Source organism: Tahibacter caeni, assembly GCF_024609805.1.
GTDB lineage: Bacteria > Pseudomonadota > Gammaproteobacteria > Xanthomonadales > Rhodanobacteraceae > Tahibacter > Tahibacter caeni.
Window position 1 is genome coordinate 1 of record NZ_JANFVR010000113.1, and the last position, 14,125, is coordinate 14,125.

The 14,125-nt window shown below is 68.3% G+C and carries 14 protein-coding genes and 1 pseudogene; 12 read left to right on the forward strand and 3 right to left on the reverse strand.

Annotation, left to right across the window (positions count from 1 at the left end):
• Positions 1-565: cyclic nucleotide-binding domain-containing protein (locus NON22_RS11670; RefSeq protein ID WP_257387107.1), on the reverse strand; the 565-nt coding region annotated here is incomplete at its 3' end.
• A 180-nt stretch (positions 566-745) separates the two neighbouring features.
• On the opposite strand from NON22_RS11670, the gene NON22_RS11675 reads away from it, so the two are divergent.
• From NON22_RS11675 to NON22_RS11725, 11 genes are all read left to right on the forward strand, one after another.
• Positions 746-1,669 (forward strand): alpha/beta hydrolase-fold protein, encoded by a 924-nt coding sequence (locus NON22_RS11675; protein ID WP_257387108.1) that lies wholly within the window; start codon positions 746-748, stop codon positions 1,667-1,669.
• 211 nt (positions 1,670-1,880) lie between these two features.
• Positions 1,881-2,174 (forward strand): hypothetical protein, encoded by a 294-nt coding sequence (locus NON22_RS11680; RefSeq protein WP_257387109.1) that lies wholly within the window; start codon positions 1,881-1,883, stop codon positions 2,172-2,174.
• Between the two features lie 10 nt (positions 2,175-2,184).
• Complete coding sequence (gene atpB, locus NON22_RS11685) at positions 2,185-3,006, forward strand: F0F1 ATP synthase subunit A (protein ID WP_257387110.1); 822 nt, start codon at positions 2,185-2,187, stop codon at positions 3,004-3,006.
• Between the two features lie 66 nt (positions 3,007-3,072).
• Positions 3,073-3,345 (forward strand): F0F1 ATP synthase subunit C, encoded by a 273-nt coding sequence (gene atpE / locus NON22_RS11690; RefSeq protein ID WP_257387111.1) that lies wholly within the window; start codon positions 3,073-3,075, stop codon positions 3,343-3,345.
• 98 nt (positions 3,346-3,443) lie between these two features.
• Positions 3,444-3,914, forward strand: coding sequence for a F0F1 ATP synthase subunit B (locus tag NON22_RS11695; RefSeq protein ID WP_257387112.1), 471 nt, complete (start codon positions 3,444-3,446; stop codon positions 3,912-3,914).
• A gap of 3 nt (positions 3,915-3,917) precedes the next feature.
• Positions 3,918-4,451 carry a F0F1 ATP synthase subunit delta gene (locus tag NON22_RS11700; protein ID WP_257387113.1) on the forward strand — a complete coding sequence of 178 codons (534 nt, stop codon included), beginning with the start codon at positions 3,918-3,920 and terminating at the stop codon, positions 4,449-4,451.
• Between the two features lie 54 nt (positions 4,452-4,505).
• Positions 4,506-6,053: a F0F1 ATP synthase subunit alpha gene (gene atpA / locus NON22_RS11705; RefSeq protein ID WP_257387114.1), complete on the forward strand. Its 1,548-nt coding sequence runs from the start codon at positions 4,506-4,508 to the stop codon at positions 6,051-6,053.
• An 82-nt stretch (positions 6,054-6,135) separates the two neighbouring features.
• Positions 6,136-6,999: a F0F1 ATP synthase subunit gamma gene (gene atpG, locus NON22_RS11710; RefSeq protein WP_257387115.1), complete on the forward strand. Its 864-nt coding sequence runs from the start codon at positions 6,136-6,138 to the stop codon at positions 6,997-6,999.
• Between the two features lie 87 nt (positions 7,000-7,086).
• Entirely contained in the window at positions 7,087-8,493 is a 1,407-nt protein-coding gene (gene atpD, locus NON22_RS11715; RefSeq protein ID WP_257387116.1) for a F0F1 ATP synthase subunit beta, read from the forward strand.
• Positions 8,494-8,559: 66 nt separating this feature from the next.
• Positions 8,560-8,985 carry a F0F1 ATP synthase subunit epsilon gene (locus NON22_RS11720; RefSeq protein WP_257387117.1) on the forward strand — a complete coding sequence of 142 codons (426 nt, stop codon included), beginning with the start codon at positions 8,560-8,562 and terminating at the stop codon, positions 8,983-8,985.
• A gap of 179 nt (positions 8,986-9,164) precedes the next feature.
• A complete protein-coding gene (locus NON22_RS11725) occupies positions 9,165-10,994 on the forward strand; it encodes a carboxypeptidase-like regulatory domain-containing protein (RefSeq protein ID WP_257387118.1) in 1,830 nt (609 codons plus the stop codon).
• A gap of 54 nt (positions 10,995-11,048) precedes the next feature.
• Here NON22_RS11725 and NON22_RS11730 read toward each other — a convergent pair.
• Positions 11,049-11,642 (reverse strand): annotated as a pseudogene (locus tag NON22_RS11730) (ABC transporter ATP-binding protein); the annotation flags it as partial.
• Between the two features lie 92 nt (positions 11,643-11,734).
• Positions 11,735-12,496 (reverse strand): ABC transporter permease, encoded by a 762-nt coding sequence (locus tag NON22_RS11735; protein ID WP_257387120.1) that lies wholly within the window; start codon positions 12,494-12,496, stop codon positions 11,735-11,737.
• A 181-nt stretch (positions 12,497-12,677) separates the two neighbouring features.
• Between NON22_RS11735 and NON22_RS11740 the strand changes: the two genes are divergently transcribed.
• The coding region (locus tag NON22_RS11740; RefSeq protein ID WP_257387121.1) for a hypothetical protein at positions 12,678-14,125 on the forward strand (1,448 nt) is incomplete at its 3' end.

The following is a 14,125-nucleotide window of genomic DNA, read 5'->3' on the forward strand; positions in this document are numbered from 1 at the left end:
AGTCCGGCGCTGCCGGCGCAGGCGCGACGGGAACAGGCGGCGACATGACAGGCGCCGGTGCGACAGGCGCTGGCGCGGCGGGCGCCGGCGGCGCGACGGAAGGCTTGGCCGGCGGAGGAACCGGCGGCGCAGGCGCTGCAGCGGGTGACGGTGCCGACGGAGCCGACGCGGCGGCGGATGCGGCGCGCAGCTGCTGCAGTTCCTGCTGCAGCTCGCTGACGCGCTGCTCGGCGCGGCGCTGACGCAGCGCGAGCTTGCGCATGATGCGGACGGCAATTTCCACATTTTGCCGCAGCAGCTCACCGAAGGCGGCGCGCTCTATGCGCAGCAGCCGCGCGTCGGTCCGCGCCAGCGCCGAGGCGAAGCGCGGCTGGTCTTCGAGCACGGCCATCTCGCCGAGGAAATCGCCGGGCTCGAGCACGGCCAGCGGCTCGTTGCCGCGTGCGCTGCGCAGGATCGCGATGCTGCCCGACTCGACGATGTACATCTCGGCGCCGGCATCGCCTTCGCGAAACAGGTACTGCCCCGCGGGAATGTCGACGTAAAGCTCGCTTGCCTTGGCCATGCTGCGTTTCGTGCCTGTCGCGGCGGGATCGCCCGATTATGCCGAGCGCTTCAATTGAGCAGCAACCGCGACGACAGGACGAACGGCGATTGTGCGCCGGCGCACGCAGCGACCGCCTACCGCCGCGCTTTTTCCGCGCCGGCGACGCGCGGATACTGGGCCGACGCCACGGAGGCCGCCATGACCCTGCGCATGACATTCCTGCTCGCCGCCCTGGCCGCCAGTGCGACCGCGGGGGCCGCCACGACGGTGCGATTGCCGGCCTGGGCCTGCAACGCGAACAACGACCGCATCTTCCGCAGCGGACTGCAGAACGGCGAGTTCGTGCCGAGCACGCCGAGCCACGGCAGCGGCGGCGCCGCACCCGGGCAGCAGCTGCGCATCCTGAACATCGCCGGCCTCGGCAGCGGCACGCAGAAGATCCACCTGTACCTGCCGCCGGGCTACGACCCGGCGCGCGCGACGCCGCTGGTCGTGGCCCTGCACGGCACGGCCGGCAGCCCGGCCATTGCCGACGTCTATGCCCAGGACGTGCGCGATACCTGGCAGACCGTCGCCGCGACGCGCGGCTTCATCGTTGCCGCGCCGGTCGCCAACGGCGCCGGAGGCAGCTGGGAGGACGGCTCCGGCGCGCCGCCGAACGACTACACCTTTCTCGCCGCCGTCCTGGCCGACCTGCGCGCGGCCTACAACATCGACGACAGCCGCATCCAGCTCTGGGGCTTCTCGGCCGGCGGCCACGTCGCCCACGACCTCGTCGTCAACGGCCCGGTCGCCGCGCTGGACCAGCAGCACGTCGCGGCCTATTCGGTCAGCGCCGGCCGTCTGTTCTCGCTGGCTTGCCTCGGCGACACCGAGGAGCAGTGCCAGGCACGCCTCGACGGGCAGGCGCGCAAGCCGCCGTTCGACCTGCACCTGGGCACCGCCGACCCGATGTACGGGCCGCCCTACAACGCGGTGCAGGATCCGCCGCGTTTCGAGGCCGCCGGCTGGGTCATGGACGACACGCTGAACTTCTATGTGTTCGGCGGCGGACACACCTACGAGGCCGGCCATTTCGCCGACATCTGGAACTTCTTCTGCCGCTTCGCCCTGGCCCCCTGACGGCCCTTCGGCAGGCCCCGGAATGGCCCCCTTTTTGGTTGCGACGCGTCAAAAGCGGCTGATATAATCTCGCTGCTTTGTGACCGGTGCGCGTACCGCGCGGTGCGCAATTCCGGGCAACCGTCAGGGCAATCCAGTGAGAAATTCCATCGCCGCCGGCCGGCGACTGGCCACTCGGATCGTGTTCGCCCAGACGGGAGTTTCCCTTCTGATGGCATTGCTGTTTCTGGCGCAGGGATCGCGTCCGGCGACAGGCGCCCTGGCGGGCGGCCTGCTCGTGGCGGCGGGAACGATCCTGCTGGCGGCGCGCATGTTCCGCGGCGATGCGATCAGCGGACCGATGGCGTTCTGGGGTTTGCTGCTCGGCACGCTGTTGAAATGGATCTTGCTGGCAGGCGGACTCATCAGCCTGCTCGGCGTATGGCGATTGCCGCCGACGGCGGTGATCACGGGTTTCACTGCAGCACTGCTCGTACATCTGGCAGGACTGCGGTTCAAGGAATAGCGGAGTTCTTGTGAGCACCGAGGCAGCGACGGGCGGTCTGAACGAATACATCACCCACCACTTGACCCACAATCTGGTCAAGCTGGGCACGGGCTTCCACCTCGATACGTGGCTGGTTTCCCTCGTGCTGGGCCTGTTGTTCCTGCTGTGGTTCGGCCTCAAGGCGCGCAAGGCCACGGCCGGCGTGCCGAGCAAGGGCCAGGCGTTCGTCGAGATCATCGTCGAGTTCGTCGACGGCCAGGTCAAGGACACGTTCCACGGCGACCGCCGCTCGGTGACGCCGCTCGCGCTGACCATCTTCATGTGGATCGTGTTCATGAACACGATGGACCTGATCCCGCTCGACCTGCCGGGCTGGCTCGTCCAGACCACGGCCGGCGCCGAAACCGCGCACCACACCTACTTCCGCCTGGTCCCGACCGCGGACCTCAACACGACGCTGGCCCTCTCGGTCTCCGTGTTCTTCATCCTGATCGGCCATGCCCTCGCCGCAAAGGGCGGCTTCGGCTTCGGCAAGGAACTGCTGACCGCGCCGTTCCATGCGCACGGCTTCCTGGCCTTCGTGCTCGCGCCGGTCAATCTCTTCATGAACATCATCGAGTGGCTGGTCAAGCCGGTTTCGCTGGCCATGCGACTGTTCGGCAACATGTACGGCGGCGAGCTCGTCTTCATGCTGATCGCCGGCCTCCTCGCAGGTTGGGTCACCTTCGTCCCGGGCATCATCGCCAACACCGCCTGGGCGATCTTCCACATCCTGATCATCCTGCTGCAGGCCTTCATCTTCATGATCCTCACGGTCGTCTACATCGCCGGCGCCCGCGAAGGCCATTGATCGATTTTTTTCGTCGCTGCACCCCGTTTCCCGACTATCCGTTTCTGACTTCTGAGGAGATCCACCATGGAATTCATCGCCAACGTTCAGGGCCTGACCGCCATCGCCATCGGCATCATCATCGGCCTCGGTGCGCTGGGCGCCTGCTTGGGCATCGCGATCATGGGTTCCAAGTTCCTGGAATCGGCCGCGCGTCAGCCGGAGCTCGTGCCGATGCTGCAGGGTCGCATGTTCCTGCTGGCCGGCCTGATCGACGCGGCGTTCATCATCGGCCTGGCCGTCGCCCTGTACTTCGCGACCGGCAACCCGCTGCTCAGCGCGCTGCAGGCGGCTCACTAAGCAACCGCGTAACCGTCACCCACGCCGGCGACCGCCGGCGTGACGTGCAGGCCGCGGCGTCTTTCGCGGCCGTCATCGCGTTCGCCTGAGGAGTCATCATGAATATCAACCTGACCTTCTTCGGCCAGATGATCTCGTTCGGGATCCTCGTCTGGTTCACGATGAAGTTCATCTGGCCGCCGCTGAACGCGGCCATCGAATCGCGCCAGAAGACCATCGCCGACGGTCTCGCCGCCGCCGAGCGCGCGCGCCAGGAGCTCAAGGACGCCGACTCGCGCGTCGCCGACGAGATCCGCAAGGCCCGCGAGGAAGCGACCCACATCGTCGACCGCGCGAACCAGCAGTACAACCAGATCGTCGACAAGGCCAAGGCCGATGCGATCGCCGAAGGCGCGCGCCAGAAGGCCGTCGCCCAGGCGGAGATCGACTCGCTGTCGCACCAGGCCCGCGAAGTCCTGCGCCAGCAGGTCGCCGCGCTGGCCGTGTCCGGCGCCGAGAAGATCCTCAAGCGCGAGATCGACGCGTCGCGTCACCGCGACCTGCTCGACGCCCTGGCCAAAGAGATCTGATCCATGAGCAGCGCCGAAAGTCTGGCCCGTCCGTATGCCCGCGCCGCGTTCGACCTCGCCCGCGAGGCCGGTGCGCTGGCCGAGTGGTCGTCCAAGCTCGAGTTCGCGGCCGCGGTCGCGCGTGATCCGCAGGTACAGACCCTGATCGGCAATCCCGCGTTCGGCGGCGACAAGCTCGCCGGCCTGTTCCTGCCGCAGGGCGAGAAGGCCGACTCGACCTTCGCGAACTTCGTCGCGACCCTGGCCGCCAACCGCCGCCTGCCGATTCTCGCCGACGTCGCCGACGGCTTCGCCGCGCTCAAGCGCGCGGCCGAAGGCGTGCTCAAGGTCAACGTGCGCGCCGCCGTGGCGCTCGAAGCCGGCCAGGCCGACGCCCTCAAGGCGGCGCTGGCCAAGCGTTTCGGCCGCGAGATCGAGCTTACGAGCACGATCGACGAATCGGTCATCGGCGGCGCGGTCATCGACGCCGGCGACACCGTCATCGACGGCTCCGTGCGTGGTCGTCTGGAACGTCTTGCGCAGTCGCTGACTCACTAAAAAATCGTCGTCATGTCGGCGGATCCGTGCGATCCGCCTCTAGCGAGAAAACCCATGCAAACCACGCTCAACCCGTCCGAAGTCAGCGAGCTCATCAAGAGCCGCATCCAGCAGTTCCAGGCCACGGCCGAAGCGCGCAACGAAGGCACCATCACCTCGGTGTCCGACGGCATCGTGCGCATCCACGGTCTCGCCGACGTGATGTCGGGCGAAATGATCGAGCTGCCGGGCAATTCCTTCGCCCTCGCGCTGAACCTCGAGCGCGACTCGGTGGGCGCGGTCGTCCTGGGTGAGTACCAGCACCTGCGCGAAGGCGACACGGTCAAGACGACCGGCCGCATTCTCGAAGTCCCGACCGGTCCGGAACTGCTCGGCCGCGTCGTCGACTCGCTCGGCAACCCGATCGACGGCAAGGGTCCGCTGAACGCCAAGCTGCTCTCGCCGATCGAGAAGGTCGCGCCGGGCGTGATCTGGCGCAAGTCGGTCGACCAGCCCGTGCAGACCGGCTACAAGTCGGTCGACTCGATGATCCCGATCGGCCGCGGCCAGCGCGAGCTGATCATCGGCGACCGCCAGACCGGCAAGACCGCCCTGGCGATCGACGCGATCATCAACCAGAAGGGCACCGGCATTAAGTGCATCTACGTCGCGATCGGCCAGAAGCAGAGCTCGATCGCCAACGTCGTGCGCAAGCTCGAAGAGAACGGCGCGATGGACCACACCATCGTCGTCGCCGCCTCGGCGTCCGAATCGGCCGCGCTGCAGTACATCGCGCCCTATTCCGGCTGCGCGATGGGCGAATACTTCCGCGACCGCGGCCAAGACGCGCTGATCATCTACGACGACCTGTCCAAGCAGGCCGTCGCCTACCGCCAGATCTCGCTGCTGCTGCGCCGTCCGCCGGGCCGCGAAGCGTATCCGGGCGACGTGTTCTACCTGCACTCGCGCCTGCTCGAACGCGCCGCGCGCGTCAGCGAGGAATACGTCGAGAAGTTCACCAACGGCGAAGTCAAGGGCAAGACCGGCTCGCTGACCGCGCTGCCGATCATCGAGACCCAGGCCGGCGACGTGTCCGCGTTCGTGCCGACCAACGTGATCTCGATCACCGACGGCCAGATCTTCCTCGAGACCGACCTGTTCAACGCCGGCATCCGCCCGGCCGTCAACGCCGGCATCTCGGTGTCCCGCGTCGGCGGCGCCGCGCAGACCAAGATCGTCAAGAAGCTGTCCGGCGGCGTGAAGCTGGCGCTGGCGCAGTACCGCGAGCTCGCGGCGTTCGCCCAGTTCGCCTCGGACCTGGACGCCGCCACGCGCGCCCAGCTCGAGCGCGGCCAGCGCGTGACCGAGCTCATGAAGCAGAACCAGTACGCGCCGCTGTCGATCGCGGAACTGGCGCTGTCCGTCTACGCGGCCGAGAAGGGCTATCTCGACGACCTGCCGGTCGCCAAGATCCTGCCGTTCGAGAAGGGACTGCATGCGTTCTTCCACCAGAACCACGGCGATCTCATGAAGAAGATCGTCGACAGCGGCGACTGGAACAACGACATCGAAGCGACGTTCAAGGCCGGCATCGCCGAGTTCAAGAAGACGGGTTCCTGGTAACGGGCACGGCGCGCGCCGCTGCGCGCGCGCCGCTCCGCCGGACGGCGATCCGCACTACTGAACCAGCAAAGCGAGCGAACACATGGCAGGCGGCAGAGAAATCAAATCCAAGATCAAGAGCGTGCAGAACACCCGCAAGGTGACGCGCGCGCTCGAAATGGTCTCGGCCTCGAAAATCCGCAAGGCGCAGGACCTCATGAAGGCCTCGCGTCCGTATGCACGCCTGATGCGTCAGGTGATCGGTCACATCGCCAAGGCGAACACCGAGTACCAGCACCCGTTCATGGTCGCGCGCACGGAACTCAAGCGCGTCGGCTACATCGTCGTGTCCACCGACCGCGGCCTCTGCGGCGGACTGAACTCGAACCTGTTCCGCCGCCTGATCGCCGAGATCCGCGAGCTCAGCGACCGCGGCGTGCAGATCGACGTCGTCGCGATCGGCTCCAAGGCGAACGCGTTCTTCAAGCGCCTGAAGGTCAACCTCGTCGGCTCGGCCACGCACCTCGGCGAGAAGCCGCAGCTGAACTCGCTGATCGGCGTGATCAAGGTCATGCTCGACGCCTACACCGACGGCCGCATCGACCAGCTCAAGCTGGCCTACAACGACTTCGTCAACACGATGACGCAGAAGCCGACGATCGACACCCTGCTGCCGCTGCCGCCGTCGAACGGGCTGACCAACACGCACGAGTGGGACTACATCTACGAGCCGGGCCCCGAGGTCGTGCTCGACCACGTGCTGGCGCGCTACATCGAATCGCTGGTCTACCAGGCCACCCTGGAAAACCTCGCGAGCGAGCACGCGGCGCGCATGGTCGCGATGAAGTCGGCCAGCGACAACGCGACCAAGGCCATAGAGACGCTGTCGTTGATCTACAACAAGGCGCGCCAGGCCGCGATCACGCAGGAAATCTCGGAAATCGTCGGCGGCGCGGCGGCGGTCTGACGACCGCCGCGGTTCCCTATTCCATCTAGGCCGGGGCGCCGCCGCGCGGCGAACCGGCGAACAGTTTCAAGCATCGGAGTTACCCAAATGAGCCAGGGCAAAGTTGTTCAGATCATCGGCGCCGTGGTCGACGTCGAATTTCCGCGCGGCCAGGTGCCGAAGGTGTACGACGCGCTGAAGGTCGACGGCACCGACATCACGCTGGAAGTCCAGCAGCAGCTCGGCGACGGCATCGTGCGCTCGATCGCCCTGGGCTCCACCGACGGCCTCAAGCGCAACCTGATCGCGCGCAATACCGGCGAAGCGATCAAGGTGCCGGTCGGCGCGAAGACGCTCGGCCGCATCATGGACGTGCTCGGCAACCCCATCGACGAAGCCGGCCCGATCGGCGAGCAGGATCGCTGGGTCATCCACCGCTCGGCGCCGAGTTATGCGGAACAGGCCGCGGCCAACGAACTGCTCGAAACCGGCATCAAGGTCATCGACCTGGTCTGCCCGTTCGCCAAGGGCGGCAAGGTCGGCCTGTTCGGCGGCGCCGGCGTCGGCAAGACCGTCAACATGATGGAACTCATCAACAACATCGCGAAGGCGCACAGCGGTCTGTCCGTGTTCGCCGGCGTGGGCGAGCGTACCCGCGAGGGCAACGACTTCTACCACGAGATGAAGGACTCCAACGTCCTCGACAAGGTCGCGATGGTGTACGGCCAGATGAACGAGCCGCCGGGCAATCGTCTGCGCGTCGCGCTGACCGGCCTGACCATGGCCGAGTACTTCCGCGACGAGAAGGATGCGTCGGGCAAGGGCAAGGACGTACTGCTGTTCGTCGACAACATCTACCGCTACACCCTGGCCGGCACCGAAGTCTCGGCGCTGCTCGGCCGCATGCCGTCGGCCGTGGGCTACCAGCCGACCCTGGCCGAGGAAATGGGCGTGCTGCAGGAACGCATCACCTCGACCAAGACCGGTTCGATCACGTCGATCCAGGCCGTCTACGTGCCCGCGGACGACCTGACCGACCCGTCGCCGGCGACGACCTTCGCCCATCTCGACGCGACCGTCGTGCTCTCGCGCAACATCGCCGCGCTCGGCATCTACCCGGCCGTCGATCCGCTGGACTCGACCAGCCGCCAGCTCGATCCGAACGTGATCGGCAGCGAGCACTACGAAGTCGCGCGCAAGGTGCAGGGCACGCTGCAGCGCTACAAGGAACTCAAGGACATCATCGCGATCCTCGGCATGGACGAGCTCAGCGAAGAGGACAAGCAGGCCGTGGCGCGCGCGCGCAAGTGCGAGCGCTTCTTCTCGCAGCCGTTCCACGTCGCCGAAGTGTTCACGGGTTCGCCGGGCAAGTACGTCTCGCTGAAGGAAACGATCCGCGGCTTCAAGATGATCGTCGACGGCGAATGCGACCACCTGCCGGAGCAGGCGTTCTACATGGTCGGCGGCATCGACGAGGCCATCGAGAAGGCCAAGAAGATGGCCGAGAAGGCCTGATCGCGCTTGCAACGACACTGACGGAATCGCGCCGCCGCTGCGGCGGCGCGCTCCAGCGAGGCAGACATGACTAGCACCATCCGTTGCGACATCGTCAGCGCCGAGGAAGAGATCTTCCACGGCGCGGCGCAGATGGTCGTGGCCACCGGCGAGATCGGCGAACTCGGCATCGCGCCGCGCCATGCGCCGCTGATCACGCGCCTGAAGCCGGGCCAGGTCCGCGTGATCCTGGAGAACGGCGACGAACAGTTCTTCTACGTCTCCGGCGGCATCCTCGAAGTGCAGCCGCAGGTCGTCACCGTGCTCGCCGACACCGCGATCCGCGCGAAAGACCTCGACGAAGCCGCCGCGACCAAGGCCAAGGAAGCGGCCGAACGCGCGCTGGCCAACCGCACCGACGCGCTCGAGATCGCCCAGGCCCAGGCCGAACTGGCCCAGGCCATGGCCCAGCTGCAGGCGCTCGAACGCCTGCGCAAGGCGCTCAAGCACTGAGACCCGGCAGCGTCACGCTGCCGCGCAGGCGACGCCGGTCACTCCGTCGCCTGTTTCGCGACATCACTCCTGCGCCGGCCTCGTGCCGGCGTTTTTTTGTGCGCGATGGCGCGGCTGCGGATTCACCGGCATCCTGTCGAACAGAACTGTCGCCCTCCCGCTTCCAGGACCGCACTTCCATGCGCTATCTCACGCTCGTCGTGCTGTGCCTCGCCCAGCTCGGCGCACCGGCTTCGGCTGCCGGCGCGCCCTCGCGGACCTCTGCCGAGCCCGCCGCCGCGACCCGGACGGGCGCGGCCCGCGCCGGCAACGCCGTCGTCACCATCGCCGGACAGGTTCGCGACCGCACTAGCCAGGCGCCCATCGCCGGCGCCGAGGTCAGCTTCTACACCCCGGGCATCTTCCAGTTTCCGGACTTCGTCGGCAGGACGACGACCGACGCCGAGGGGCGCTACCGCATCGTGCCGAACTTCGGCAGCGCGTTCTACGGCGTCGCGGCCGCCGCCGGACACGCAGCGCGCGCCAGCGACGACAGCCGCTGCGAATCGCACGCGGAATGCCTGAGCTACGACAGCCGGATCACGCCCGACGCCGCCGGCAACGTCGTCGCGGATTTCGCCTTGAGCCCCGGCGCCGTCGTCAGCGGCCGCGTCTTCGATCGCGACGACCAATCCCGCCCGTACTACGTCAGCGGCAACCTCGAACCGGTCGACCCCGCGGATTTCCGCCTGCGCCGTTCCATCGCCGTCGACGCCGACGGAAACTTCCGCGTCGGCGAGCTGCATGCCGGCGCCTATCGCCTGAGTTTCGGCGCCACCCAGGGCGGCGACAGGAATCTGCCCTACCTGCGCTACTACTGGCCCGATCTTCATTGCAACGACGTGCAAGTGCTCTGCGCGTCGCTGCCGGTGACGCCGATCGTGCTGGGCGAAGCCGCGCAGATCGCCGATCTCGCGATAGGGGTGCGGCGCGGCTCGCAGCTGCGCGCGCGCCTGCGCAGCAGCGGCAACGGGCAGTACGTCAGCCAATACACCCGCGTCAGTCTGCCGGGACAACCGGGACGCTACCGCGAAGCCACCAGCTTCTTCCCCGACAATTTCGCCGTCGTCGCACCGCTGCTGCCCGGCTCCGTCAACGTCGCGCTGTATCCGGACGCCGCATCGTCCTACAACGCCGTCGTCTATCCGGACCGCGCCTGCAACGGCTGGAGCTGCGACTTCGGCGGTGCCGCCACGGTCGAGATACCGGCCGAGGACGGAATCCACACGCTGCCCGACGTGCCGATCGCCCCGCTGCGCACGATACGCGGACGCGTCGTTTCGGCCGACGGGCAACCGCTCGCCGGCGTGCGCGTCGCGGCCGGCAACCTGCGCGCGCCGCCGGTCTCGGGCTTCGACGAGCACGGCTCCGTCCTGAGCGATGCGAACGGCGACTATCAGCTCGAGGCGTTCTACAGCGCCAGCGTCGTCGTCCGCACGCGGCAGGACGCCATGGGCTGGCTCGATCAGGCCTGGCAGTACATCGAGTGCACCGACGGGAATCTGTTCTGCGAACTGCAGAGCGATTATCCGCGCATCCGTTTCGACACCCAGGCACACCATGCCGGCATCGACTTCCGCCTGAGCCGCGCACATGGCGGAACCCTGCTGGGCCGGGTCGCCGAAACGACGACGTTGACGCCGCAGCCGGACTACGTGGTCTTCGTGATACCGATGAACACTCCGCGCCGGGGCAAGTTCGTCCGCAGCGACACCGAAGGCCGCTTCCGCATCGACGACCTGCCGGCCGGCGCCTACTATCTGCTGGCTCATCCGCGGGCCTATGACACGGGCGCGATAACGGGCATCTTCTATCCGTCCAACCAGCCCTGCGGCTTCACGGCGGAGGGCTGGACGACCTGTCTGCCGACCACCGTCGAGCCGCTGACGGTTTCCGACGGCAGCGTGCTGTCGGATCTGACCATTCTGATTCCGCGGCCGGATCCGATATTCAGCGACGGCTTCCGGTAGCGCGCGACGGCGCCGTTCGATCCCTCGCGCGGCACGCAACCCGCTGCCGCACGCTCAGCCCTGCGCCGCCGCATATGCGGCGAGCACGTCGTCGACGCGGCCGACCAGCAGGCTGCGGCCGTACTCCATCCACAGCACGCTGTCGCAGAGATCGGCGATCCGATCCTCGTCGTGGCTGACCAGAACGACGGTCGTGCCGGCGTGGATGCGCTCGTGGATCGCCTGCGCCGACTTGCGCTGGAATTCCGCGTCGCCGACGGCGAGCAGTTCGTCGACCAGCAATACGTCGGGCTGCACCTGCAGCGCGACCGAAAATCCCAGGCGCAGCACCATGCCGTTGGAATAGCTCGCGACCGGCTGGTCGAAGAAGTCGCCGAGCTCGGCGTAGTCGTGGATCGCGGCGAGCCGCGCGTCGATCTCGCGCCGGCGCAAACCGAGGCGCAGGCCGCAGAGAATCGCGTTGTCGCGTCCTGACAGATGCGGCACGAAGCCCAGCGACAGCGACAGCAGCTGGCAGCTCGCGTCGGCGCGCGCGATGCGGCCGCGGTCGGGCCGCAGGATGCCGGCGAGCACGCGCAGCAAGGTGCTCTTGCCGGCGCCGTTGCGCCCGACGATGCCGAGGCGCTGGCCGCGGCGCAGCTCGAGGCTGACGTCCTGCAGCGCCCAGTGTTTCTCGCCGCGCAGCCGCCGGCGCACGTCGAACGCGACGCCGACCCGCTCGAGCCGCAGCACGAAGTCGCTCATGCGGCGAGCTTCGGATAGCGCGCCGCGAGCCGCCGCACCGCGGCGACGCCGGCCAGCGCGAGCGCGACCGCGATGACCGCGACGCGCAGCAGCGCCGCCGGGTCGGGCCAGCGCCCGTGCAGCAGAACCCCGCGCAGCGCGTCGACGAGGACGAGCACCGGATTCCAGGCCAGCCACGGCGCATAGGCCGCCGGCACGCGCTCGAACGCGAACACGATGCCGGACAGGAACATCAGCACCGCGAGCAGCTGCTCGACGACGAAGCGCAGGTCCGGCAGCAGCGGCATCAGCGCGGCAAGCAGCAGCCCACCGCCGACGGCGCAGAGGCCGATGCAGGACAGCAGCAGCGGCAGGCTCAGATACGCGGGATTCGGCGGATAGCCGGCGAGCCAGAGCACCGCGAGCAGCACCACGAACACGACGGCGAACTTGATCGCATCGGCGAGCAGGTGCACGAACGGAAAGATCAGCACCGGCACGCGCACCTGGTGGATCAGCACGAGGTTCATCCAGATCGCCTGCCCCGCATGCACGACGCTGGACTTGAACCACTGCCAGACCACGAGACCGATCAGCAGGAAGGGCAGATAGCCCGGACCGCCGCTGCCGAGGATGCGGTCGAACACGAGCCAGAATGCGGCCATCATCAGCGCCGGCTCGACCAGCCACCAGAGCAGGCCCAGATAGCTGCGCGAGCGCTCGGCGCGCAGTTCCGCGTAGGTGCTGAACCAGAGCAGTTCGAGGAAATGCAGACGCATGCGCGGCCCGCGGCGTGAGGCGGCGCGAGCATAGCCCATCCCTGCGCCGCCGCCGCAACGGTACGGACGGCGGCGGCCCGGCCGGCGCCGCGCACGGCGGCTGCACACGGATACGGCGGCCTCTTGACTCGCCGCCGCGCCGGGCGCAAAAGGCTGCGGTCCTCCGGCCCAACGACCGCCCGTGATCTTCTTCACCATCGTCTCGCGCAACTATCTCGCGTATGCGCTGACCCTGCTGCAGTCGCTGGCCGCGCAACATCCGCAGAGCCGGCGCTATCTCGCCCTGGCCGACCAGGCCGACGACGACCCCGACCTGGCCGACCCGCTGTTCGAGCTGGTGCGGATAGAAGACCTCGACCTGCCCGATTTCGATGCGTTCGTGTTCCGCTACGACATCCTCGAGCTCAACACGGCGATCAAGCCCTACGTGTTCCGCTGGCTGCGCCGGCACCATGCGGACGAGGCGCTGGTCTATCTCGATCCGGACGTGTTCGTGGTCGCGCCGCTGCGCAGCGTCGAGCAGGCGCTGGCCGCCGGCGCGCTGGCCGTGCTGACGCCGCATCTGAACGCGCCGGTCGACGACGACCGCCACCCGGGCGAACTGGCCATCCTGCGCAGTGGCACCTACAACCTCGGCTTCCTCGCGCTCGGCGCACACGCGCAGACCGACGCGCTGATCGCCTGGTGGGCCGCGAAGCTCGAATTCGGCGGCGCAGCCGATCCGGCCGCGGGCCTGTTCACCGACCAGAAATGGATGGACCTCGTGCCGGGCCTGTTCGACGACGTGCACGTGCTGCGCGACGACGGCTGCAACCTCGCCTACTGGAACCTGGCCCAGCGCCGCGTCGAACGCACCGATGCCGGCTGGACCGCGAATTCACGGCCGCTGGCCTTCGTGCATTTCAGCGGCGTGGACGTCGATCACCCGCAGCAGTTCTCGCGCCATCAGGACCGCTACCGCGCGGCCGACCTCGGCGCGCTGCGGCCGCTGTACGAGGACTATCTGCAGCGCCTGCGCGACAACGGCCATGCGCGCCACCGGCTCAAGCCCTACGCGTTCGGCGCATTCGCCGACGGCGAGCCACTGACACGGCCGCTGCGCGCGGTGTTCCGCCAGTATTTCGACAAGGGCTGCGCCGAGGCCGAGCCGCAGCCGTGGCAGATGCGCCGCGAGCGCTACGACCTGCCCTGCGACGAACTCGTCGCGCAGGCGGACGCGCCGGTCACGCGGCTGATGTACGCCGCCTGGCGCCTGCGCCCCGATCTGCACGGTGCGTTCGATCTCGGCGATCGCGAAGGCCGCGAGGCGTTCATTCGCTGGTATCTGCGTGCGGCCGCGCGCGAGTTCGGCATTCCGCCGCGGCACATCGCGCCGGTCGCCGCCGCGTTCCGCGGCAACGGCGGCAGCGCGGCGCACTGGGATCCGCACGGCCGCGTGCGCGCCGCCGGCGCCTGGCCGCGGCTCAGCGCCGCGAGCCTGACCCTGATCGACTGGAGCTGCCGCCAGCGCTGGGCGCTCGCGCTGTACGGGCGCATACCGGCGCGCTGGCGCCATCGCCTGCGCCGGCGCCTCGAGCGCGAAGCCTACGTGCCGCCCGCGCCGGCGGCCGCCGCACCCGCCGTCGCCGT